This is a genomic window from Candidatus Electronema sp. JM, assembly GCF_048287415.1.
GTDB lineage: Bacteria > Desulfobacterota > Desulfobulbia > Desulfobulbales > Desulfobulbaceae > Electronema.
Genome location: NZ_JBLWEN010000055.1, coordinates 1 through 23662, shown reverse-complemented (window position 1 = coordinate 23662; position 23662 = coordinate 1). Strand labels below are relative to the sequence as shown.

Below are 23662 nucleotides of genomic sequence, written 5' to 3'. Positions count from 1 at the left end.
CCAGCAGCGGCAGCTCGGCAACAAATTGCATCGTCCAAAGCCGCTTCGCCGTTGATTCTGGTTCATCATGTTAACGGGATGCTTGTTTCGAGACAAGGAAATATCCTTCCCTGCATCTCAAACGTCGTGGTTACGGCAATCATGCTGAAGACGACAAATTCACCGGCAGAAGTGCGGTTCGAGAATCGCCTGTACAGGATTTTGTTTTGTTTCTTCGGGCAAAAATGGTACAAAACACTATGCGCTCACGGCTACAGTCTGAACTCCTCTCCCGGTGACATCTCATGGCACAGATAGATTCGTATTTCAAGCAGATGAAAGAGCGCGGGGCCAGCGACCTGCACATGGTGGTCGGCTTTCCGCCCCTGCTGCGCCTGCGCGGCGAGCTGGTGCCGCTGGACGAGCCGGTGCTGACCGCAGAGAGCAACGAGCGCATCCTCTTTGAAATCCTCGACCCGGATCAGCAGGCCATCGTCAAGAAAAATCGCGATTTCGACAAGGCCTACGCGCTGGAGGGCGTGGGCCGCTTCCGCTGCAATTTCCTCTATCAGCACCGGGGCATCGGCGCGGTGTTCCGCATCATTCCGACCAAAATCCTCACCGTGGAGCAGCTTGGCCTGCCGGAGGTGGTGAAAAGCATTGCTGACTACGTGCGCGGCATGGTCTTAGTCACTGGCCCGACCGGCAGCGGCAAATCCACAACTATGGCCGCGATCATCAATCTGATCAACGACAAGCACCCGAAGCACATCATCACCATTGAGGATCCGCTCGAATTCGTCCACCCAAACAAGCAGTGCGTCTTTTCGCAGCGGGAAATCGGCAGCCACGCCAAGAGCTTCGCCAAGGCTCTCTCCGTGGCCAACCGCGAGAACCCGGACGTGATTCTTGTCGGCGAGATGCGCGATCTCGAAACCATCTCCGCTGCCCTGACCTGCGCCGAGCTGGGAATTCTCGTGTTTGGCACGCTGCACACCAACAGCGCGGCCAAGACCATAGACCGGATCATCAATGCCTTTCCGGCGGAAGAGCAGGCGCAGACGCGCACCATGCTGGCGGATTCGCTCAAGGCGGTCATCGCCCAGCAGCTTCTCAAAACCAAGGACGGCAAGGGCCGCTGCGCCGCGCTGGAAATTCTCATTGGCTCCAACGCCTTGGCCAGCATCATCCGCGACGGCAAGATCAACCAGATTGAGTCCATGATCCAGACAGGCACTGGACAAGGAATGCAAACTATGGATCAGTGCCTGCAACGAATGATTGAGGAGGACAAAATCACCGTAGCCGCAGCGCGGGAGAAGGCCATTAACAAAAGTCTCTTCCCGGTGCCGGATGAGGAATAGTCATGAATCATAAGAAGACACTCTTTTGCGTCAGCCTCAGCACCTTGCTGTTTACTGCTCCGGCATTCAGTCAAGTGCTGCCTCCTCCTCAATCTGCGGAGCAAACATCTGCCAGCGAAACTGGCTGGTGGAACAATCTGCCCAAGGAGAAGAAAGCTCTGTACGCCAATGCTGCCGCTGTCTCCTTTGTCACTCTTTACGGTTTTGCTGACTGGGATTATGGCTCCGCCGGTTTTTCCTTTGCCCATGAAGGCTGGTTTGAAAAGGATTCCAAATACGGCGGCGCGGACAAAGCCGGGCATTTTTGGGCCACCTTCGCACTTTCGGACGCATTCACCGGCCTGTACAAGCATTGGGGGTATGATTCGCATCCTGCCAGCAGCTACGGCGCGTTCTCCGCATGGGCCGTGCAGGCTCTGATGGAGCTTGAGGATGGCACCAGCAAAAGCCAAGGCTTTGACTGGGCGGACATGACGATGAACACGATTGGCGCACTGACCAGCGTGCTGCTGGAGCGGTACCCGGACTTGGACCGTAAAATAGATTTCCGCGTTGAATATGCCTTCAATACGAAAATCAACGGCATTTTTGACGACTATTCCAACATGTATTATGCTGTGGCCGTTAAGCTCGACGGCTTTGACGCGCTGGAGAACACCTGGCTGCAATGGTTTGAACTGCAAGGCGGCTACTATTCACGGGGATACGACACAACGGAGCTGGCCAAGGAGCGCGATCTGTATGTCGGTGTCAGCGTTAATTTTTCCAAGCTCTTCCGGCAGCATGACTATCAGAAAACCGGCAAGCTGCTGGAGTATCTGCAAGTTCCCTACACTGTGCCGAAATTGCACGACAAGCTCAATTGAGTTGCGCCCTGCGCAAAAGACGCAGCGGTTTGCAAAGATATTGACAAGCAGCGGCGGAAAAAAGTAATCTCGCCAGCAGTCAGCCGCGCAATTCCCTGTTCTGCGGCTTTTTCATGAATTTCATTCAGACATCGGCAGAAAAAATGACACAGACAGACGCTCCCGCGTCGCCGCGCTACAGCGAGGCCGGGGTTGACATTGACAAGGGCAACGCCTTTGTTTCCCGCATCAAGCAGCTTGTCCGCGAAACCCACGGCAAAGCGGTGATTGACGACATCGGCGGTTTTTCCGGCCTCTTCAGCATCGGCAATGCTGGCTTGAATGATCCGGTGCTGGTGGCTTCCACCGACGGCGTGGGCACGAAGCTGAAAATCGCCCAGCTCTGCGGCAAACACGACACCATCGGCATTGATCTGGTGGCGATGTGCGTCAACGACGTGATCGTCTGCGGGGCCAAGCCGCTTTTTTTCCTTGATTACTTCGCTTCCTCCGCGCTTGATCTGGACGTGGCGACGGACGTGATCAAGGGCATCGCCGACGGCTGCAAGCAGGCGGGCTGCTCGCTCATCGGCGGTGAGACGGCAGAAATGCCGGGCATGTATCAGCCGGGCGATTACGATTTGGCGGGCTTCACCGTCGGCATCTGCGACCGCGCCGCGATCATTGACAAAAGCAGCGTCAGGCCGGGCAACAAGATCATCGGCCTGGCCTCGTCCGGCCTGCACTCCAACGGTTATTCTTTAGTGCGGAAGATCGTTTTCGAGGAGCTGGGACTGAAGGTAGGCGATCAGGTGGAGGAGCTGGGCAGCACGCTGGGCGAAACGCTGCTCAGGCCGACCCGGATTTATGTGGCCAGCGTCCTCCGCGTCCTGCGCAATTATAAAATCAACGCCTTGGTGCACATCACCGGCGGCGGCTTCTTTGACAACATCCCCCGCGTGCTGCCGGAGAGCTGCAAGGCGGTGATTGAGAAGGGCAGCTGGCCGGTGCCGCCGATCTTCTCCTTCTTGCAGGAGAAAGGCCGGGTCACAGAGGCGGAAATGTACCGCGCCTTCAACATGGGCATCGGCATGATGGCGGCGGTCAGCGCGGCTGATGCCGAGGCGGTGATGCAGCAGTTCCAAGCGATGGGCGAGCAGGCCTTCCTCATCGGCGAAATCGCCGCCGCCAAGCCGGGCGAAGCACAGGTGCTGATCAACGGGCTGGCCTGATCAGCCAGCCATGCCGCCCTGAATTTTTTCGATCCCATCCGCCAGCGCGGGCAGATTCACGACTAGAGTTTGCCCGCGCAGCAGCTCCGCTGTTCCCCGAACACCTGCGTTCTTCTTGTTATTGCCTGCATACAGTTGACTCGCTGATTCCATAAGAAACTTGAATCCACGTCGCGGAGGTTGCATTCCCTCAGCCAACTTTGCCACAGGAGAACACCATGCCCAGCCCATTCACCCCCGATCAGCTTGCCAGCCTGTCCGCCCAGATTGACCAGCAGCTTGCCCTGCTAAGGGACGAGCCATCTAACGATATTCTTCGTGGTCACGTCATCAGCACTCAGGGAGACCCATCCCCTTCTATCAGCGGTAAGCCAGACAAGCAGGACATCCCCGACCGCCTGCCCGCGCAGTGGCAGATAATTGCCGCTGTGACCAAGGAGGAGCCGCGCAGCTTCTGGCAAAAGTTCAAGCAGGCTGCCCGCCGCGATCTCTGCGAGGAAGGCGGCGTGCTGTATGCTCAGTGGCAAAGACACCGCGACCTGAGCAGCAAGAGCGTGCTGGAGTCCTTCGGCGCAGTCCTTGTGGCAATGGGCTATTCCGGCAATGCCCTGCAAGTGCTGGCCGTGGCTGCGGGAGTGATAGTCCTGCATCTCGGCTGCACCGTCATCTGCGAGCAAGCCTGATCATGCCCTTGGAACTCCGCCTTGCCTTTTCCGGCTTCACTCATGTCGCTGTTTTCTTGCATGGCAAGACGGAGGAATATTCCCCATCTGCGGCCTTCACCAGTCCGCTGAATGAGAAGGAGATGGCCGAACTCCGCTGGTACGTGGAGGACTACGGCACCGGCTACCGGGCGGAGCCGGACGATGAACGGGCCGCCGCAGTCCGTGACAAGCTGCCTATCTGGGGAGCGGCGTTGTTCTCTGCTGTATTTGACAGCGCCCGCAAGGCAGCCGAGCTGTTCCGCAGCTTCTTGGATGCTGCGGAAGAAGGCCGCGTCCTCAGCATAGCTGCCGACCACCCGGCTGTGCTTTCTCTGCCGTGGGAGCTGCTGGCTGCGCCGGGCGGCTCCTTTCTTTTCAACGAAAAGCCGCGCATCTCCATCCGCCGGGGTCTGCCTGCCGCAAAACAGGAATGCGACCAGCAGCCTCGTGCGGCCAAGCCTGCGCTGCGGCTGCTCTTCATCATCAGCAGGCCGGACGGAGCCGGGTTCCTCAATCCCCGCAGCGATGCCCAAGCGGTGTTGAACGCCTTGGAGCAGCAGAAGCAGGTGCGGGTGGAGGTCGAGTTTCTTCGGCTGGCAACTTTGGCGGAACTGAAGAAGCGGTTAGATAACAAAGAAGCCCCGGTGGACATCGTCCACTTTGACGGCCACGGCGTATTAGCCAAGAAGCAGGGCTGGCTGCTCTTTGAAGGCGAGTGGGGCGGTGCAAAGAACGTTTCGGGCAAGGCATTTGGCGAGCTGCTCAACAGCAATCACACCGGCTTGGTGGTGCTCTCTGCCTGCCAGTCGGCGATGATGGACAGCGAAGACCCGATGAGCGGCGTGGCGGCCCAGCTCGTTCATGCGGGCATTCCTGCGGTCATCGCCATGAGTTACAGCGCCTTGGTCGCCACAACTGAGCAGCTCTTTGCCGAGTTCTACCGCAGCTTGTTCGAGGGCCGCAGCGTGGCACGTTCGCTGGACGAGGCCCGGCACGCTCTCCGTTCCAACCCTGAACGCGGCACCCGCCTGCGCGGGGCGCACAATGCGCAGGAAGTGAGGCTGGAGCTGCACGACTGGTTTCTGCCAGCCTTGTATCAGAGCGGGGCGGACATGACCCTGCTCAGTGCGGCTGCGGACGAGAGCCTGCTGCCCAACGCTGCGCCGCTGCACAATCTGCCGCCAGTGCAGGAGTCCGGATTCTTTGGCCGGAGCTGGGAGCTGTGGCAGATCGAACGCTTCTTCGCAGTCAATCACTGCCGCCGCATCTCCATCACCGGCTTTGGCGGGCAGGGCAAGACTGCGCTGGCTTGCGAGGCAGGCCGCTGGCTGCTGCGCACCAAGCTCTTCCAGCGGTCCTGTTTAGTCAGGTTTGACTCGTATCAAGGCTGCGACCCGGTGAGCATGGCGGTCAGCACGATGAGCGCGGTCTTTGAGGAGAGCCTGCTTGATGCGGCGGCGGCCCAAGCATCTCTGGAGAACACCGCCACCCTGCTGATTCTCGACAACCTTGAATCCTTGGCTGCTTGCGGCGCACTGGCCGAGCTGCTTGATGCCGCAGCCGCGTGGTCAGAGGCTGGGGAGAGCCGCGTCCTCCTCACTTCGCGCCAGCCAGACTTCCAGCATCCCGCCTATCCGCTGACTGGCAGCTACGATCATCGGCACATTGCCTTGCAGGGCTTGCGTGAAGACGATGCGGTGGCTTGGTTCGACGAAATGCACCGTCTGCCGCCAGAGGCAACGCAGCCGAGGCCGCAGCGTGATGTCCTGGTCACGCTCTTTGAGCAGGTGGGCTTTCATCCCCTGTCCATCAGCCTGCTGGCGCAGCAGCTCAAGGAGCGCGGCCCGGCGGATGTGGGGGAACGGCTGGAGGCGTTGCTGGCCTTGCAGCCGCTGAACCGGGAAGACCGCAGTTTGCTGGCCTCGCTGGAGCTGTCCATTGAGCGGCTGCCCACGCGCTGCCTGCCGCTGCTGAACAGGCTGGGTGTCTTTGCCGGGGGAGGATTGGAAGTGGTAGTGCAGGATGTGACTGGCATTGAGGAGGCTGACTGGCAGGAGCTGCACAGCCATCTGCTCCGGGCCGGGCTGATGCAGGAAGAGCGGCTGCCGGTGGTTGATAAGACATTCTTGCGCTTCCACCCGACCTTGGCCCCAGCCTTGTGGCAGAAGCTGGGCAAGGAGGAGAAAGACCAACTGACGAAACGCTATTGTCAAGCGTATTATCAGCTTTCCGAGAAGATGTATAAGCTGGACGACACGACCCCCCATGCCGCCCGCGCTGTTGCCAAGCACGAGCTGCCGAATATGCTCCGCGCTGTCCATGCCGCCTTGCAGACAGGCAGGAACGAAGAGAGCGTGGACTTTGCTGAAAGGGTCAATCTCTTTCTCCACGTCTTCGGTCGGCGGCAGGACTATCAAGAACTGACTGAGGCAGCGGCCAAGGCAAGTGGAGTTGTCGGCTCGCAGGCTTGGTTTCTTTCCCGCAGCAACCAAGGCGAGCAGCTTCGGCAGAGCGGCCAGCCTGCTGCAGCGGCGCAGGTTTTTAAGGACATCCTTGCCGGGCTGAAGGAGACTCTTAGCTATAATCGTTGCCAAACCCTTGGTAGATTGGGCCGTTGCTGCCGAATGCAAGGCTATTCTGCCCAAGCGGAGCAGCTTTACCGGCAGGAGATAGCCCAGCTTGCACAGATAGAGCAGAGCGACTGGGTGAGGCGGCTGACCGGATCGGCTTGGACGGATTTGGCAGATGTGCTCTGTGACCAGAAACGGTATAGGGAGGCCAAGACAGCCTATCAAGCCTCCTTGGAGATCAAGGGAGAGATAGATGATGTGCGGGGCCGGGCGATAGTTACAGGCCAGCTCGGCACCTTGGCACGGAGACAGGGCGAGCTGGCTGAGGCGGCAGAGCGATATCGGGAAGCCTTGACCCTCTTTCAGGGTATCAACGAACCTGTAAGTGAGGCTGTGTATTGGCACCAACTTGGCATGGTTTATCGTGACGCAGAGCACTGGGAGACAGCAGAGCAGGCGTATCGGCAGGCCGCTCGGTTGAAGGAGGAGCATGGCTTGCTTGGTGGCAGAAACGGGGCTGGCACATGCTGGCAGCATCTCGGCCAAGTCTGCATGTTTACAGGCCGCTTGGCAGAGGCGGAGCAGTGGTTCAATAAGGCATTGGCAGCCTTTCAAGGTGCGGAAGACCGGCCCCAAGCCGCCAGCGTCCTCAATAATCTTGCCAGCCTGCTGGCCAAATATCCAGTCCGTTTGGATGAGGCCCGCCGCCTGGCTGAGGAATCATTGGCCATCAAAGAGATCTTTGACCCGGCAGGAGCCGAGATATGGAATACCTATAGGCTGCTGGCCCATATCGCCGAGAAGCAGGGCGACAGCAGCCAGGCTGCTGCCTACCGCGCCAAGGCAGAGCAGGCCTTTGCGCCGTATGCCAGCAGGGAATGAGCGGGGTTGGCGTAAGGGCGGTTCGCGAACCGCCCTTACAGGTGGCGGAGAGACACTATGCTGTGAATCGTGCTTGCACTGTAGTGGAACCAGCCATTGCACTACAGTGCAAGCCTCTTTTCCACTATAGTGGAAACCTCAGTTCCACTATAGTGCAACCGCCAGTCACAGCCTGCTGGCCGCTTGGCTGCGAGGAGGCTGTCATCATCCGCGCCATATTGCAGGGCATAGGCGGAAGACTGTAGGGGCAAAAAATCTTTTGCCCCTACAGGAGAAAAGCAGCCAGGCTCCTTCCCTTCACCCCCTTTTCATCGCCTCTTCCACCAGCTCATAGATCAGCTCGTGCGCCTGCTTGGGAGACAGCTCGTCGGGGTCAACGTCCTTGAGCAGCTGGCGCAGGCAGTCCTCCTTGGGCGCGAAGAGCGAGAGCTGACAGGGATGCTGCTGCCCCTGCTTCCGTTCCTTTCGCGCAGACACGGCAATGGTCGGCTCGCCGGTCGGTGTGAACTCTCCCCGCTCGATGTTGGTCAGTATCTCCTGCGCCCGTTGCACCACCTGCTTGGGCACACCCGCAAGGGCCGCCACCTGAATGCCGTAGCTGCGGCTGGCCGCGCCCTTCACCAACTTGTGCAGGAAGATGATGCTGCCTTTATGCTCCCGCACCGCGATGGAGTAATTCCTGATGCGCGGGTGCGTTGTTGCTAAGTCGGTCAGCTCATGATAATGGGTGGCGAACATCGTCTTCACCCCGCGTCCGTTCTTGTCAGCCAGCTCTTCGGCCACCGCCCAAGCTATGGCCAAGCCGTCATAGGTGGAGGTGCCGCGCCCGATCTCATCTAATATGACCAAGCTCCTCTCGGTGGCGTTGTTGAGGATGTTGGCGGTCTCGTTCATCTCGACCATGAAGGTGGACTGGCCGCGCCGCAGATCGTCCATAGCCCCGACCCGCGTAAAGATGCGGTCAATCAGGCATATCTCCGCCTGCGCCGCTGGGACAAAGCTGCCGATGTGGGCCATCAGGACAATGAGGGCGATCTGCCGCAGCACCGTTGACTTGCCCGCCATATTCGGCCCGGTGATGATCAGCAGCTCCTGCGCCTCCTGATCGAGCAGCACGTCATTGGGGACAAACCTGCCCGCGTCCATGCTCCGCTCAATCACCGGATGGCGGCCCTCGACTATGCAGAGCGCGTCGCCCGTGCTGACCTGCGGCTTGGTGTAGTGATAGCGGGCGGCGGCCTCGGCCAGACTGACCAAGAAATCAGCGCGGGCCACGGCATGGGCGGTCTGCAGCAGCCGCTCGCTTTGCGCGGCAATCTGCTCCCTGATCTGAATGAACAGGTCGTATTCGAGCAGCAGCCGCTTCTCCTCGGCAGTGGCGATCTTCTCTTCCAGCTCCTTCAGCTCTGGGGTGATGAAGCGTTCGGCATTGGCCAGGGTCTGCTTGCGGATGAAGTAATCTGGCAACTCGCCTTTCTGCTGGGCGCGGCTGATCTCGAAATAGTAGCCGAAGACCCGGTTGTAGCCCACCTTGAGCTTGGCAATGCCGCTGCGCTGCCGTTCCTTGGCCTCCAGTTCAGCGACCAACTGCTTGCCGTCTCGGAGCAGGCGCAGCAGCTCGTCAAGTCCGGCATGAAAACCCTCGCGGATCAGGCCGCCCTCACGCAGCGTCACCGGCGCGTCATCCCGAATGGCACGGTGGATGAGATCATGCAGGTCAAAGAGCGGGTCCAGCTCCAGGCCGATCTCTTGCAGCAGGACGGGCGGCGCGTTGAGCAGCAGCTTCTTCAGCTCCGGCAGGCAGGCCAGCGAGCACTTGAGAGCCGCCATGTCGCGGGCGTTGCCATGCCCAAGGACGAGGCGGCTGCACAGGCGTTCCATGTCGTAAATGCCCTTGAGCTGCTCCTGCATCTCCTGCCGACGCAGGCTGTCGCTGACCAAGTTGTCCACCGCATTCAGCCGCTGCTCGATCCGCGCTTTGTCCTGCAAGGGGAAGAGGAGGCGTTGCCGGAGCAGGCGCGCGCCCATCGGCGTGCTGGTCAGATCAAGCACTGAGAGCAGCGAGCCGGCCCGCTTGCCGCCAATCAGGGTCTCGGTCAGCTCCAAATTGCGCCGCGAGGACTCATCTATAATCAGGAAGCCTGAGCGGGTGAGCAGGCGGAGCTGGCGGATGAAGGTCAGCTCGGTCTTCTGGGTTTCTTGAATGTACGCCAGCAGGCCGCCCGCCGCCCGGATGCCGCTGTCCAGCCCTTCGCAGCCAAAGCCTGCCAAGCTGCTGATGCGGAAATGCTCCAGCAGCGTGCTGCGGGCGGCGTGGCCCTCAAAGCTGCTGTCAGGGCGCAGGGTGAGACAGAGGCTGGGCAGGAGCGTCTTCAGGCTTTCGGTGAGCGCGGCCAGCGGCTCGGCCTCCTCTTCCGCCAGCAGGATTTCCGCAGGCTGCATCCGGGTGATTTCATCCTCAACCAAGTCAAAGCGGCCCTCGTTGATTGGCGCTTCGCTGATGAGGAAATTGCCGGTGGAGACATCAAGAAAACTGAGGCCGACGGCCAGCAGCTTCTGCCCTTTGCGGGCCGCTGCCAAGGCGCAGACAAAGGTGTTGCTCTTGGCATCCAAGAGCTGCTCGTCCGTGGTCACGCCCGGCGAAACCACCCGCACCACCTCGCGCCGCACTATGCCCTTGGCCTGCTTGGGATCCTCCACCTGCTCGCAGATGGCCACCCGGAAGCCCGCCTGCACCAGCTTGCTGAGATAACCGGAAACCGCGTGGTAGGGCACGCCGCACATCGGCACTTCGTTCTCATCGCCCTTGTTGCGCGAAGTGAGCGTGATGCCCAGCACCCGCGAGGCTTTCTCCGCGTCCTCAAAGAACATCTCGTAGAAGTCGCCCATGCGGTAGAACAGGATGGTGCCGGGATGTTGCTCCTTGATTTCGAGGTACTGCCGCAGCATGGGAGTCATCTTGAGAACGGCTGGGGAGGCGGAGGCGGTGTCAGTGGGCACGATGCTGGGTGATGGGGTGGAGGTTGATTGGGACATGGCGTAGGGGCGGTTCGCGAACCGCCCTTACATGGTTGCAATAATTGACAAGACTTCATCCTCCGAGACAAACTCGTTCTTCCTGCCCTCGGCTATGGCGTTGGCCAAGCCGACTTCCTCCAGAGCCTCCAGCAGGATGTCGCGGATCAAGTCGCGCTTGGTGCGGAGCAGCTCAATCATCACTTCAGTAAGAAGCTCCTTGGTCTTATCGTCACTGATTGAAAGTTCCATGCTGGTTATCTTGGTTGAATGTCACTGGTGTGTTGTCATAGAACTTACTGGTTCTTCTGCTCTATCTTCTTCCGCTTGGCGCGCTGCTGCTTCAGCCGCTTGAACAATTCGTCAAGCACGGCGTTGGCATTGATTCCTATGCCGAACAAGCTGGGTTTCAGTTCCAGCATATTATGCGCCCGTTCGATAAATGATTTTTCGTCCTCAAGCTGCCTATCCTCCATGCGCATAACGATGCTGAGTATCTTCTCCAGCACGTCAGCTTGTTCATTGAACTGCACCAAGCCCAGCAACTCCTTCACGCTGTACTCTTTCTCTGAATCATCGGGAAGATATTCATCCCTGCCCTTCTCCGCGAGCTTGAGCAAGGTGCTGTAGCGGGCCGTCACATCCGGGGCATCAGGCATGGGCACCAGCTCGTTGACATTGAGCTGCTCAAAGGTGGCGTTGATCTCGCGGAAGAAGAGCAGCAGCACGGCGAAGTAGTCCTTGCGCTGGCTGCCGTTGACAAAGATGCTGATCTGCCGCGTCTCGTTGTCCGCTCTGACCAAAGCCTCCGCGCCGAACTCCTCATTCACCAAGACTGCGCCGGTGCGCCAGCGCAGATCGCCCTTGATGTCCTTATGCACCTTGACCAAGAAGCGCGGGAAGACTGAAGGCGGCAGAAAGTGCGGATAATGGAGGATGAAACGCAGGCAGGCGGATTCGTCAAAGCTGAATTCCGGCTCCTTCACCGGCAGCAGTTGCGGGATGAGCACACGCTCGTTGTCGAGGTCGTAGCACAGCTCAAACTTCTGCATCAGCTTGAGCAGATACGGATGCTTCTCTCTGGGGTATTCGTAATCGTCCTTGCTGCGCTTCTCCAGCAGTTCACGCAGGTCATCTTTGTGGAGCACGCCGCCCTGCCGCGCTGTTTTCTCCGCCGTGATTAAGCGATACACACCGTTGGTCAGCCAGAGCGGATTGAGCACGTGGGTGGCATCCAGCTCCAGGTCTTTGAAATGCACGGCCACGCCGAGATCATGGAGGAACTCAACCAGCACCTCTTGGCTGGCGCGTTCGGGAATGCCCGCCTCTTGGCAATAGCTTTCGTACTCATCGCAGCTGATGTACGGCTGCGGCATCTGCTCCAGCCGCTCCTTGACCAGAAACCAGCTTTTCGGCCAGCGGATTTCCAGCATCTCCACCCGCGCCAGCTCCGTCAGCAGGGCGGCGCGGAACTCCATTATTCCCGCGTCCTTCTTGCAGGAGGTGGAATAGAAGCCTTTGATGGCTGGATACTTGCGTTTCAGGTGTACACTGTTGATGGCAAAGCCGCAGTTCTCATCCTGCTTGTTGAGGACGATCAGCACCGGCGAGCTGCCGCCAAAGGTGCTGACATGCCGCAGCCAGTATTCCGCCTGCTCGTCTTTGCGGCCATCCAGCACGATGACATACAGGCTGCGCTTGGACAGGAAGAACTGGTGCGTGGCGTGCATGATCTCCTGGCCGCCAAAGTCCCAGATATTGGCCTTGATCGGCGTGCTGGCTGCCTCCACGTTCCACGGCGTGATGCGGATGCCATGCGTCACAGGCTCCTGCGGGTCAAACTCGTTGCTGATCAGCCGCTTGGTCAGCGAGGTCTTGCCAGATGCGCCGTCACCGAGAAGGAGGATTTTTACTTGGTTGAGGGGATGGTCTTCTTGTTGGAGGGAGGCGAAATACTGACGGATGGCTTTGATGCCTTGCGTGGCTATCTCAAGAGGCGGGGAGATGAGGGGGTTGCCGTTAAGGAGAAGATATTCCAGCTTGGTGAGCTGGCCGATTTCTGGCGGCAGGGTGGTAAGTTGGTTGCCGCCGAGGTGAAGCTCCGTCAAGCTGGTAAACTGGAACAGCTCCATCGGCAGGTTGGTGAGTTTATTATTCCAGAGGTAAAGTTTTTGCAGATTCCTGAGTTGGCCGAGTTCCTGCGGCAGGGCAGTGAGTTTATTCTCCCAGAGGTGAATCTCTCGCAGACTCCTGAGCTGGCATATCTCCTTCGGCAGGGTGGTGAGATTGTTGGCACTGAGGTCAAGTGTCGTTAGGTTAGTAAGCTGAAACAGCTCCGGCGGCAGGGTAGTGAGTTTTTGTCTGCGCAGGTAAAGATAAGTCGCCCCGCTTGCCTTTGCCTCCTCTATCACCTTCAGCAGCTCTTCATTCGTCATCGCCTGCGCACCTGTGGTGGTTGTTGTGTAGGGGCAGGCCCCCGTGCCTGCCCTTTGCTGCATTCTGCCAAGAAAGGGCGGCCACAGGGGGCCGCCCCTACGGCAATCATCCTCAAGGGTACCCTGCCGCCAAACTGGAGGGTACCCATCAGACACGCTGATGGGTGCCCACTAACTTCTTCATCGCCTGCGCACAAAACATCAAAGGAAGGAGGATGCACGGAGTCGCTTACGCAAACTCCACGCTCACCGGGCAGTGGTCAGAGCCGTGGATGTCGTCGTGAATCTCCGCCGCCCGCACCCGGCCTTGGCTTTTCGCGTCCACGAGGAAATAGTCAATCCGCCAGCCGACATTGCGCTGCCGGGCCGCAGTGCGGTAGCTCCACCACGAGTACCGCTGCGGCTCCGGGTGGAAGAGGCGGAAGGTGTCGGCGTAGCCCGCTTGCAGGATTTCCTCGAAGCCTGCTCGCTCTTCCGGCGAAAAGCCGGGATTCTGGACATTGGCCTTCGGGTTGGCCAAGTCAATCTCTTTGTGCGCCACGTTGAGATCGCCGCAGAGCAGCACAGATTTTTCCGCCGCCAAATGGTTGAGGTGGGCAAGCATGGCTCGATTGAATTCGAGTTTGAAGGCCAGCCGCTTCAGGCCATCCTGGGTGTTGGGAAAATAGGCGGCGACCAAGTAAAAATCAGCAAATTCCAACGTCAGTGCCCGGCCTTCGCTGTCAAATTCCTCGCGGCCCAAGCCGTAGATCACCCGTAGCGGCTCCATGCGGCTGAAGACCGCCACACCGGAATATCCTTTCTTTTTCGCCGGATGCCACCAGGCTTGATAGCCGGGAATGCTCCGCGCCGCTTCCGGCAGCTGCTCCGGGAAGGCTTTGATTTCCTGCAAGGCGAATATGTCTGCGTCAAGACGGCGGACAGCATCGAGAAAGCCTTTGCCTGCAATTGCCCGCAGGCCGTTGACGTTCCATGAAACCAGCCGCAGGGCCGGTTTGTCCGCAGAGAGTTCCTTTTTCATAGGCAGCTTGCGCGGTGTGATGTCTATGCACGGGCAAATATCTGCCAGCGGGCAGCGGTCGCAATGCGGAAAACGCGGCTTGCACAGAGCTTGGCCAAAAGCGACGAGCAAGGAGTTGATTTCCAGCCAATATGGCGCAGGCAGCTTGGCGCGGAGGGCCATTTCCGTGGCCAAAGGCGTGTCCGTCTCGACGTAGCCCCAGAGATTCATGATCCGGTGAACGTGGGTGTCCACGCAGATGGCAGGCTTTTTGAAGGCCACAGCCACAACGAGGTTGGCAGTCTTGCGGCCAACGCCGGGCAGGCGGATCAGCTCCTCGACCGTCTCCGGCACCGTGCCGCCGAAGTCCCGTGCCAAGGCGGCGGGCAGCTCGGCCAAGTATCTCGCCTTGCTGTGAAAAAATCCGACCGGATAAATCAGCCGCTCCAGCTCGGCAACTGAGAGCTTGGCTAAATCTTCCAGATTCTCCGCCCGGGCAAAGAGCCGCCGGGCCGCCGCCGCTGTCACCTCGTCCTTGGTGCGGGCGGAAAGGATGGTCGCGGCCAGCACCTTGAAGGGATCTTCGGTCTGCGCGGCGATCAGGTCAACAATCGGCGCCTGCCAGCTTGCGGCTTCCTTGCGCAGTCGGGCGACGGCCTCATCAATGGGGAAGGTCATGTAGCGACCTAATCTAATGTCCAAGTCCTGTTCACAAGGAGTGCGCCAATGGATTGAGACAACAGAAGATACAACAAGAGGTGCTGCGGAAGGGCTTCATGATGGTCGGGGCGGAGTGATTCGAACACTCGACCTCCTGCTCCCAAGGCAGGCGCGCTAACCAGGCTGCGCTACGCCCCGACGGATGAAGATTGCTGCGTCCATTCATTGTACCGGCTTTTCGTGTCGAGCGCAACCTTTTTCGTTTTTTCCGCTTGACTCTTTTCCGCCGCTGTGCTAAATAATCTGCCAGCAACGCTGCCGCAAGGCGGTGCAGCAATCCTCGGTAGCTCAGTCGGTAGAGCAGGTGACTGTTAATCACCCTGTCGGCGGTTCGAGTCCGTCCCGGGGAGCCAAAGAATGTTCAAGCCCGCTGGAGAAATCCTGCGGGCTTTTTCGTTTCCGCCGTCCCGCAGCAGCGTCTCATCCGCCTGATTCTCTTGCGCAAAGGCGCAGTCTCTGCTATTATCGCTTGCCGCAGCGCAGTTCGTGCTTACCGTTCCGCAAACAATCCATTTCGCCGCGCAGCAGCGGCGTTCCGTTTATTTCAGCCGCAAGGAAAGCAAAATGACCGAAATCCAGAAGCCCCTTCAAGCCGTGATCGCCGAGCAGGAAAAAATCTGCAAGGAGCACCCAAACAACATCATCGCCCATCACACCCTTGGTTTGCTCTACCGCCAAGCAGGCCGCCCTGACGAGGCTGTCCGCGAGCTGGAGCGGGCCATCGAGCTGGACGACCACTCAGTGGAGAGCTACATCAATCTTGGCGCGATTTATTTTGACCGGGGCGACGTTGCCCGCGCCTTGGAGCTGAACGAGAAGGCTCTGGCCATCACGCCCAACATGGCTGAGGCGCACGTCAACATCGGCCTGATCCGTCAGCAGCAGGGCGACGCGGCAGCAGCGGTGGAGTGCTATGAAAAAGCAATTCAGATTGATCCGCGCCTGCTCACTGCCTGGCTGAATCTGACCTCGGCCTGCACCATGCTGGAGCAGGATGACAAGGCGGAAGAAGCAGCACGGCAGGCGGTGACATTGGAGCCGGACAGCGGCATGGCCCATAATAATCTGGCCGTTGCGCTTTACTTCAAGGGCAAGTTCAAGGAGGCCATGCAGCATCTGGAGCGGGCGAAAGAGCTGGGCTATTCCGTGGATCCCCGCTTCGTCCAAGGGCTGCAGGCCAAGCTGGAGCAGTAGCATGGCGGCGGGAAAACAGCAGCACAGCCGCCCGTGGTGCCCCTTCTGCGGCGTGGAGGTCGGGCGGCCTTCCGAGACTGTGCAAAGGACGATGAAGGAGTTTCCGGCTGGCCGCTGCCAGTGCGGCGCGGTTTATGTCAGCGACGCAACCGGGCACAGCATCGGCGCGGCGATGGTCGAATGCCTCGTCTTTGCCTGCGGCGATGAGTGGGATATGGCGTGGGAGCTGATCCCGGAGGATGACTATCTCACCGGCATCGTGGAAGATTATGATGATGTGACCCATCAAATCTGCCCCAAGCGCAATTTAGATGGCAGGGCGGTGCGCGGTATTTTGTATTTTGTCCGCCTGCACAAGGATATTGCCGAAGTCGCCGCCCGTTTCGCCAAAAAGAAAGAGCTGGAGGCGCAGACTGCTGCCGGAGCTGCTGCGCCGCCGGTGGAGCCTGCCCGCGATCCCAAGCGGCAGAAGCGGACAGCGGCAAAGCCTTTGGTCAAACAGCTTGCTGAAGCTGGCGATGTGAACGCGCTGGTTGATCTCAGCTTTGACGACAAGCGCACGCTGCGTTTCCTGCAAAAGCTGCTTTATGAGCCGCTGCCGGAGAAAAGATACCACGTCGCCTGGCTGATCGGACAGGTGGCGGCGCGGCTTTCCACCCGCGAGCCTGCGCCGGTTGCGGACATGCTGCACCGGCTCTTTGAAGCCTGCTCGGATTCCGCCTCCATGCCGTGGGGCATGGTTGAGGCCATCGGCGCGATCATCGCCGCCCGTACCGACATCTATGGAGCCTTCACCCGCCATCTGCTCAACTTCATGAGCGATGAGGGCACCCGCGAGGCCGCGCTGCACGGGCTGGGCGAAATCGCCGCTGTCCGCCCTGATCTTGTCCGCCGCACGCCGTTTTATTCGCTCTTCCCTTTGCTTGGTCACGAGAGCGCGGCAGTGCGCGGCCTGACCGTGCGCCTGCTGGGCCGCGTCAAGGCCAACGAGGTTATTTTTCAGATCATGGCGTTGCAGCAGGATATGAGTGAAGTCGTCATCTATCAGCGCGGTGAGGCGGTGAAAACCACGGTGGCTGCATTGGTGACAGAGGCTGTGGCGGAAATGCGCAAGCCGCAGTGCCAGCAGGCATGATTGTCACCTTGGACATCAACGTCCTGCTGGCGGCGTTGCTCAATCAGCGCGGCGCTCCCTTCGGCAGTGCTCAGGAACCACCCTTTTCGGCTTCGCTCAGGGAGCTTGTTGGAGCACAAATTTCCTTGTTTTGAGAGGAGAATTTTCTACTTTTCCGCTTTGCTCATGCACTCCTCATCAGGCTCTTGGCGCACAGGATTTCCGCAGGCAGAGCAATAAAATGCTGCGGAAATATTCAGGGTGAAAGATCAATAATTATATGTAATTGTATGATAAACGAAAAAATTGCAGGCGAAAATTGCTGTTGACAGGCAGCCTCCTCTATGAAATGATGGCAAATGAGGAGATGGCAGGAGCATTATAAAATGATCCCCGTCTGTCATTTCGACCGAAAGGAGGAAGCTCCAAATTCTCGCTTCGCTCAAAATGATACAAGGAAGGCAGCAGAATCATGCCGCCCCCTGCTATAGTTATATCTTAATTTTTCTTGCCGGAACAATATCATGCGTTGTCCTAAATGCGGCTACCTTTCGTTTGATAAAGAAGAAATCTGCGGAGGATGCAAAAAGAACATCAGCAAGTTTTCCCAAGAGCTGTCCGGGGTGGTGCTGCGCAGCAATGTTCCTGACTTCCTCTGGTTTCAGAAGCCGGAAGAGGAGCCGGAACCAGAGGAGGAGGCTGATAACGAGCAGGACGGCGGGGAAGATGCAGATGTTTCGGATGCCGCCGAGGCCGAAGCAGATGTGGACTTTGGCGCCGAAGAGGAGGAGGCCAAGGAAATAGAATTCAATCTTTCTATGGATGCTGGCGCGCCCGAGGCCGAAGAAGAAGTCAAGGAAGAAATTACCTTTGATTTGCCCAGCATGGAGGAGGAGACTGTGGCGCCGCCGCCTGAACCTGCTCCTGCCCCGAAAAAAGAAACGGGCGACCTGAAGCTGTCTTTGGAAAAATCTGATGATGCGGATGAGCAGGAGCAGGATGCCGCTGCGGCTCTTGACGGGCTGGATGACCTTGATTTTGATCTGGGTGATGCTGGGGCAGAGCCTGAGCCGCCTCCGAAAAAATCGGAAAAAGCTACGCCTGCGCCCAAATCAGAGAAATCTGGCAAGCAAAGCAAAAAGGAGCCTGAGCTTGACTTGAGCGGCCTTGATCTTTCCGGTTTGATGCCGTCCGCTTTAGAAGCAGAGCAAACCAGCGGCAAAGCGGATGGCGGGAAAAAAGGCAAAGCAAAATCAGCCGCAGATATGCTGCCGGATTTGTCTCTTGATCTGGATGCGCCCATGTCGCCGCCACCCTCCAGCGCGGCGGCTATGAAAAAAATGGCTGGGCCAACCGCGAAAACCGGCACCGCTTTAGATGATTTTGATATTGATCTCGGCGACCTGCTTGGCGGTGGCGGGAAAAAGAAATAAAAATTCTTGACAGCGGCAGCAGGATTGCGGTATATTTGTTCTGCTTTTGCATATGCAGTAAATTGCCGAGATAGCTCAGTAGGTAGAGCAACGGACTGAAAATCCGTGTGTCCCTGGTTCGATTCCTGGTCTCGGCACCAGAAATATCTAAGGTTTTTAGAGAGTTAAACAGAACCCTCTAAAAACCTTTTTTCTTGCCTTTCATTCCAGCCCCCATCCTGCCCCCACTTTTCCGCTCATGGGGGAAAAACAGTCCCCGGTTTCGCTCATCTCATTTTCTTCTAAAGAGGGCAGAAAATGATTCCTCCGGTTCAGTATCATTACGGCAAGTTCCCGCCGAAGAATATAGACTGGCTGCGCCTTATTCCGCTGATCGGGCCTGCCAATGCCGCCCTTGCCCGGTATGATGGCACCCTTGCCGCCATACCGAACCCTTCCATCCTCTTGGCTCCGCTGACTACGCAGGAGGCTGTCCTTTCCTCAAAGATCGAAGGAACGCAGGCGACAATGGGGGAAGTGCTTGAGTTTGAGGCTGAAGGCGGCTCAAACGACCTGCCGCAGCAGAAGAAGGCGGATATTAACGAGGTGCTGAACTACCGGAAGGCGATGCGCCACGCTGAGGGGCTGCTGAACACGCTGCCGCTTTGCCAGCGTGTGATTAAAGAGGCGCACCGGGTGCTGCTGGCCGACGTGCGAGGGCACAGCGCGGCACGCGGAGAATACCGGAAGGTGCCCAACTGGATAGGGCCGCCCGGCTGCTCTATTGAGGAGGCCCGCTTTGTTCCCATCTCAGCCGAGCACCTTCAGGAGGCAATGGGAAAATGGGAAAATTTCATTCACGCGCAAATGCCAGACCGTCTGGCGCAGCTTGCGGTTCTTCATGCCGAACTGGAAGCCCTGCACCCTTTTTTAGACGGCAACGGCAGATTGGGCCGGATGTTCATTCCGCTCTTCCTGCACACCGCAGGTCTCATCCGCGCCCCCATGTTTTACATCAGCGCGTATTTTGAGCGGGAGCGGGCGGAATATTATGCGCGGCTGGCCGCCGTTTCCTCTGATGAGGACTGGACGGGCTGGTGCGAGTTCTTTCTGAAAGCGGTCATAGATCAGGCGGAAGAAAACCAGCGCAAGGCGGCCAGCATCCTCAAGCTGTATGAGGATAAAAAACGCCAGCTTGTTGACTTGACGCATTCGCAGTATGCCATTCATGCCTTGGATTTCTTCTTTTCCCGCCCGGTGTTCAACGCGACGGAATTCACTTCAGCCAAAGACATTCCGGCGGCAACCGCAAAGCGGATTCTCGTTCTGCTGCGTGACAGCGGCATGTTGAAAACTATACGGGAGGCAAAAGGCCGCCGTCCGGCAGTGTATGCTTTCTTGGAGCTGATTGATGTTGCAGAGGGCCGGGTTTCGCGCTGATCTATTTTTGCGGCTCAAAAACAGCCTTTCGTGAGCCGCAAACTGCGTTGTGGTTAATGGGTGAGCCACAAACTGGATTGCCTCCTTGCCCCCTGCTGCATCTTGCGCACGGCTTCATTGAATCGCCGATTGAGCCGATGACCTTCATGCTGAGTGTGGCGCAGTCAGCGGCATGACTGCTGTTTTTATCGAAATCAACAAGGAATTTTATACTCCTGTGTCCAATTCACTGTATTTCCGCATAAATGTTATTGCTCCGGCAAGGCGGCAGCGAAAACCAGCTTGATTTGTACATGCAAGCAATGTACAAATAATCTATGAAATACGAATGGAATCCTGATAAAAACGCCGAATTGAAGAAAGAGCGGAACATCTCCTTTGAAGAGATTGTTTTTCATCTTTCCAGAGGCGACCTGTGGAAAACCGCTGATCATCCTGATCAAGAAAAATATCCGGGACAAAAGCTGTATTTCATTCTTGTGGACGAGTACATATATATCGTTCCGCATGTGGTCAGCAAGGAACATATTTTCTTGAAAACGATCATTCCGAGCAGAAAAGCAACCAAGCTGTACAAGACAGAAAAGGAGAAGCAGAAATGAAATACGATGACGAAGAAAAACTGATTCTTGATGCTTTGGAGAAAGACGGGATTCAACTTTCTGACCCGTCAAAGGATGAGGTGAAGGCTGTGAAAGCTGCTGCGAAGCGTACTTTCAAGAAAAATCAGCGGGTGACAATCCGCTTATATGATCATGATTTTGCAGGAATCCAGAAAAAGGCTCTGGAAATGGGCATTCCATATCAAACGCTGATTTCTGGAATTATCCATCGTTATGTTGAAGGAGATATTAAAATAAAGCCAGCATGATATGACTGTTAATGCAGTAGAACTTCACATGAAACACGCTGCGCAGCGGGAGAAATGACAATCTAAAAGCTGGCTCCCGGATTGTGCTTTTATTCAACAAGATAGAAAAATCAAAGCAATCCCCGGCACCTTAGCCCCGCCGCTTCACACCCGCAGCCCCGTCCGCAGTATCTCCCGCACCAGCGGATCATCCGGCGTGAAGTTGTCCGGGCTGAAGGGCAGCGGCTCTTCAAAGCGGTCTGAGCCAATCTGCGGGGAAATCACCGCAACGTCAATATCGCTCCATTCATCAGCTTTGCCGGTCAGATGCGAGCCGAACAGATACGCCCCGGCAATTTGCATTCCTGCCGATTTCAGGCGTTCGAGAAAGGCGGCAACATTCGCTATCACTGCATTGTCAATTTCAGCCATGCAAAGAAATCCTGAATTTTCTTCAGCTCCGTTGCGGTGTTATTCTCCTGAATCAGGACTGTCTTGCAATGCCTTAGCTTGAGATAAGCAAAGGAGAATATGTATTATTCTAACGGCGTAGAGCCAATCAAACCTTTCCTGTAGCAGGATTCCATGACATACATCATTTCGTATGTTAAACCCTCTTTGATCTGTCAATATAATTCTATAATAAGAAATTATATCTTCGTCGAAATATTTACTCACTCCATTATCAGACAGTAATCTTTCAAAAAATTTTAATTGCAATCCGCCGAACCTGTTTTCTTCATATATATCACCGCCGTTTAACTTAACTAAATTATGAATAACAGACTCAATCTGAGGGACTAATAAGTGGATTGCCACAAGAAAATCTTTCTCAATAAAAGCATGAATCCCTCTTTTAATTATTTCTCTTTTTTGATCTTCAAAATAAATAGATTTATAAAAAATATCTACTATTTTCTCTGCATCAGCATTATATTGTTCTATTGCCTTTAAGAGAATATCGTAGAGAGCGTGACTCTCTGATAGTATTATTTGACATGCTGAATTTATTGCAGGATTATTATTTTTACTTAATACAGATGGAATACCTTTGTCATTATAATGAGTTATTATGATTGCACCAATTTGAACAAGAAAATCATAGACGTTGTTGCCCGTATTTTCATCATGTAACTTTTTAGCTTCTTTTTCTCCTGTAATAAATTTCTTGGAAATTCTTCCAAAGACATCTTCAATTCCACCTTGCAAGTCAAAATTTTTATCTTCCGCCATGACTGCTGGAACAGGGTATTTTCCCATACTCTTAATTATTTCTTCTCTGATATTAGCACTTTTTCTTGTAATATCATTAAATTCATCGTTCATATTAAAATCGTTGTACAGCTTGCATAAGCCCTGATAGATGAGTGATTTAGTCATGGGATTCTGTTTTTCACAAGCAATGAAACCGCAATTTGCTATTACATTTAACACTCTCGCTATCTCTTCTTTTTTATTAATACTTCTATAGTACCCTGCAAGTAACCTCCCTTTTTCTTCGGTTCTCCAAGGGTCTCCGCAAACAGCGAGCTGTTCTACAGTCTTTTCTAAATTGAGAATAATTTTATTCCGTTGTTCTTCTGTAAGAAATTTTTCTTTTTCGCCAATAAACAAACTGAAACATCTTCCAATTTGGTCAAATCTTCGGTGTTTAATAATTCGGTCTTCAATATTGATAGCGGTCTCAATACAATTTTCTATCCATTCTTTTTTGTTAAATAATTTTGATACACGGTACGCTCTTTCTATTTTTTGCACCTCTTCTATAAAATTGCTGCAAACTCCATCATGGCATGCCTTGATTAACGAGATGACATATTCTCCTGCAATTTTATAATTTACTTTTTCTCCGGTCACGTGCTGCTGAAAATCATAGATCAATCCGTAATATCTCGCTTTCATTAAAGCATTCTTCGTCGTTTCTGCTCTTTCCTTCCAATAGTCAAGCATTTCTTTTGTAACTAAAGATAAACTTGGGGATTCAATATTTTCTTCAAAATCAACAAAATAAGGGCCAAAATATGTGCCCCAACTATTTACTGGGGCCTTATCGTTAAATAAAAAAGCCATTTGCTCGCTTTTTGCGATAAAATCTTCTTCTGGTTCGCATGTTGCCTTAGAAAGTAACTTGTAAATATCATGTTCACATCTCGGTGCATTTGAGCTGTCTAATTCTAACAATAAAGAATGTAAATTTTCCATAACTATTCTCTCTATTAACGATTGCAAGGCGATTTTTCCTGCATAAACTTCCCCCCCTTCATTTACCACCACTAACCTTCATTTTCAACCATTTTCACACCGTTGCGGTACCGCTTGCCCTACAAAGCATCCACAGGCCGAACGTCCCACAACGAACAATCTGATTTCACAGCTTATTTCTGAGCATCAAAAATATTCCTGCCGCTCCCGCGCCTTCTTGGTGCAACGCCCATGCTTCAAGGCATTCCTGCTTCCCCCGCTGCTGACCGCTGGCCGCCCGCCATTTGAAAGCGTCATGCGGGCCTCTGAGCAGCGGCAAAATGTCTGCCAATGTCAAGCTGCTGCTCTGCGGCTTCAACCCTGAAAAACGCCTCCAAAATATTGCGCTTGCGAAAGCCGCACCCCTGCGGCCTTCCGGCGCGGCAAGGAATCTGTGCGCTTCCACGCCCCCAAAAACCCGACAATCTGGAGGTGCAAGTACGCAGTCCGCTGGTACGAACTACGAGGCGCAACAGATGCCTCGCAGTTCACCTCGTAGCAAATTTTCATTTGCAAATCTTGTAAACATTCCAACATATTGACAGTATAGCTGTAGCATAATAAATTGACTACAGGTCAAGCTGCTGAAAGAGATCATCAACAGAACAGCCAAGTTTTCTTCTGCGGGCTTTTGCTTGTGCCCATTTATTTTCAATCGGATTGAG

Annotated in this window: 20 protein-coding genes and 3 tRNA genes; 15 read left to right on the top strand and 8 right to left on the bottom strand. The window is 55.8% G+C overall.

The annotated features are described in order from the left end of the window. Nucleotides 1–284 precede the first annotated feature (284 nt). The 3 genes from ACNKH6_RS11390 (at nucleotide 285) to purM (ending at nucleotide 3420) form a co-directional block, all read left to right on the top strand. A complete protein-coding gene (locus tag ACNKH6_RS11390; RefSeq protein ID WP_417915679.1) occupies nucleotides 285–1343 on the top strand; it encodes a type IV pilus twitching motility protein PilT in 1059 nt (352 codons plus the stop codon). Between the two features lie 2 nt (nucleotides 1344–1345). Continuing rightward, nucleotides 1346–2209 (top strand): DUF2279 domain-containing protein, encoded by an 864-nt coding sequence (locus ACNKH6_RS11385; protein ID WP_417915678.1) that lies wholly within the window; start codon nucleotides 1346–1348, stop codon nucleotides 2207–2209. 143 nt (nucleotides 2210–2352) lie between these two features. Next, on the top strand, nucleotides 2353–3420 hold the full coding sequence (gene purM, locus ACNKH6_RS11380; RefSeq protein ID WP_417915677.1) for a phosphoribosylformylglycinamidine cyclo-ligase: 1068 nt from the start codon (nucleotides 2353–2355) through the stop codon (nucleotides 3418–3420). Here purM and ACNKH6_RS11375 read toward each other — a convergent pair whose 3' ends face one another. Beyond that, nucleotides 3421–3573: a hypothetical protein gene (locus tag ACNKH6_RS11375; RefSeq protein ID WP_417915676.1), complete on the bottom strand. Its 153-nt coding sequence runs from the start codon at nucleotides 3571–3573 to the stop codon at nucleotides 3421–3423. Between the two features lie 65 nt (nucleotides 3574–3638). On the opposite strand from ACNKH6_RS11375, the gene ACNKH6_RS11370 reads away from it, so the two are divergent. Beyond that, on the top strand, nucleotides 3639–4103 hold the full coding sequence (locus tag ACNKH6_RS11370) for a hypothetical protein (RefSeq protein WP_417915675.1): 465 nt from the start codon (nucleotides 3639–3641) through the stop codon (nucleotides 4101–4103). A gap of 2 nt (nucleotides 4104–4105) precedes the next feature. Next, nucleotides 4106–7576, top strand: a complete 3471-nt coding sequence (locus ACNKH6_RS11365; protein ID WP_417915674.1) for a tetratricopeptide repeat protein — start codon at nucleotides 4106–4108, stop codon at nucleotides 7574–7576. Nucleotides 7577–7873: 297 nt separating this feature from the next. Here the strand turns inward: ACNKH6_RS11365 and mutS are convergent, their stop codons facing one another. From mutS to ACNKH6_RS11340, 5 genes are all read right to left on the bottom strand, one after another. Further along, nucleotides 7874–10534 (bottom strand): DNA mismatch repair protein MutS, encoded by a 2661-nt coding sequence (gene mutS / locus ACNKH6_RS11360; RefSeq protein ID WP_417915702.1) that lies wholly within the window; start codon nucleotides 10532–10534, stop codon nucleotides 7874–7876. Nucleotides 10535–10639: 105 nt separating this feature from the next. After that, entirely contained in the window at nucleotides 10640–10843 is a 204-nt protein-coding gene (locus ACNKH6_RS11355) for a hypothetical protein (protein WP_417915673.1), read from the bottom strand. Between the two features lie 44 nt (nucleotides 10844–10887). Next, nucleotides 10888–13026: a COR domain-containing protein gene (locus ACNKH6_RS11350; RefSeq protein WP_417915672.1), complete on the bottom strand. Its 2139-nt coding sequence runs from the start codon at nucleotides 13024–13026 to the stop codon at nucleotides 10888–10890. Between the two features lie 229 nt (nucleotides 13027–13255). Then, nucleotides 13256–14728: an exodeoxyribonuclease III gene (locus ACNKH6_RS11345; protein WP_417915671.1), complete on the bottom strand. Its 1473-nt coding sequence runs from the start codon at nucleotides 14726–14728 to the stop codon at nucleotides 13256–13258. 78 nt (nucleotides 14729–14806) lie between these two features. Continuing rightward, a tRNA-Pro gene (locus tag ACNKH6_RS11340) sits at nucleotides 14807–14884 on the bottom strand. A gap of 139 nt (nucleotides 14885–15023) precedes the next feature. Here ACNKH6_RS11340 and ACNKH6_RS11335 point away from each other — a divergent pair. The 9 genes from ACNKH6_RS11335 to ACNKH6_RS11295 all read left to right on the top strand — a co-directional run bounded on the left by ACNKH6_RS11335 (nucleotide 15024) and on the right by ACNKH6_RS11295 (nucleotide 20777). Continuing rightward, nucleotides 15024–15099: transfer RNA gene (locus ACNKH6_RS11335), tRNA-Asn, on the top strand. A gap of 133 nt (nucleotides 15100–15232) precedes the next feature. Further along, nucleotides 15233–15940 (top strand): tetratricopeptide repeat protein, encoded by a 708-nt coding sequence (locus ACNKH6_RS11330; RefSeq protein WP_417915670.1) that lies wholly within the window; start codon nucleotides 15233–15235, stop codon nucleotides 15938–15940. Nucleotide 15941: 1 nt separating this feature from the next. Next, nucleotides 15942–17075 carry a DVU0298 family protein gene (locus ACNKH6_RS11325; RefSeq protein WP_417915669.1) on the top strand — a complete coding sequence of 378 codons (1134 nt, stop codon included), beginning with the start codon at nucleotides 15942–15944 and terminating at the stop codon, nucleotides 17073–17075. Then, nucleotides 17072–17209 carry a hypothetical protein gene (locus ACNKH6_RS11320; protein WP_417915668.1) on the top strand — a complete coding sequence of 46 codons (138 nt, stop codon included), beginning with the start codon at nucleotides 17072–17074 and terminating at the stop codon, nucleotides 17207–17209. The genes ACNKH6_RS11325 and ACNKH6_RS11320 overlap by 4 nt, the downstream gene beginning before the upstream one ends. Before the next feature lie 369 nt (nucleotides 17210–17578). After that, a complete protein-coding gene (locus ACNKH6_RS11315) occupies nucleotides 17579–18487 on the top strand; it encodes a hypothetical protein (protein ID WP_417915667.1) in 909 nt (302 codons plus the stop codon). A 64-nt stretch (nucleotides 18488–18551) separates the two neighbouring features. Further along, nucleotides 18552–18627 (top strand) — tRNA-Phe (locus tag ACNKH6_RS11310). Between the two features lie 157 nt (nucleotides 18628–18784). Next, on the top strand, nucleotides 18785–19906 hold the full coding sequence (locus ACNKH6_RS11305; protein WP_417915666.1) for a Fic family protein: 1122 nt from the start codon (nucleotides 18785–18787) through the stop codon (nucleotides 19904–19906). 317 nt (nucleotides 19907–20223) lie between these two features. Continuing rightward, nucleotides 20224–20508: a toxin gene (locus ACNKH6_RS11300; protein ID WP_417915665.1), complete on the top strand. Its 285-nt coding sequence runs from the start codon at nucleotides 20224–20226 to the stop codon at nucleotides 20506–20508. Beyond that, nucleotides 20505–20777: a hypothetical protein gene (locus ACNKH6_RS11295; RefSeq protein ID WP_417915664.1), complete on the top strand. Its 273-nt coding sequence runs from the start codon at nucleotides 20505–20507 to the stop codon at nucleotides 20775–20777. Before ACNKH6_RS11300 ends, ACNKH6_RS11295 begins: the two co-directional genes overlap by 4 nt. Nucleotides 20778–20921: 144 nt before the next feature. Here ACNKH6_RS11295 and ACNKH6_RS11290 read toward each other — a convergent pair whose 3' ends face one another. Then, nucleotides 20922–21188 carry a nucleotidyltransferase domain-containing protein gene (locus ACNKH6_RS11290; protein WP_417915663.1) on the bottom strand — a complete coding sequence of 89 codons (267 nt, stop codon included), beginning with the start codon at nucleotides 21186–21188 and terminating at the stop codon, nucleotides 20922–20924. A gap of 39 nt (nucleotides 21189–21227) precedes the next feature. Next, on the bottom strand, nucleotides 21228–23030 hold the full coding sequence (locus ACNKH6_RS11285; protein ID WP_417915662.1) for a DUF4209 domain-containing protein: 1803 nt from the start codon (nucleotides 23028–23030) through the stop codon (nucleotides 21228–21230). 248 nt (nucleotides 23031–23278) lie between these two features. Between ACNKH6_RS11285 and ACNKH6_RS11280 the strand changes: the two genes are divergently transcribed. After that, on the top strand, nucleotides 23279–23539 hold the full coding sequence (locus tag ACNKH6_RS11280; RefSeq protein WP_417915661.1) for a hypothetical protein: 261 nt from the start codon (nucleotides 23279–23281) through the stop codon (nucleotides 23537–23539). The last annotated feature ends 123 nt before the right edge of the window (nucleotides 23540–23662 follow it).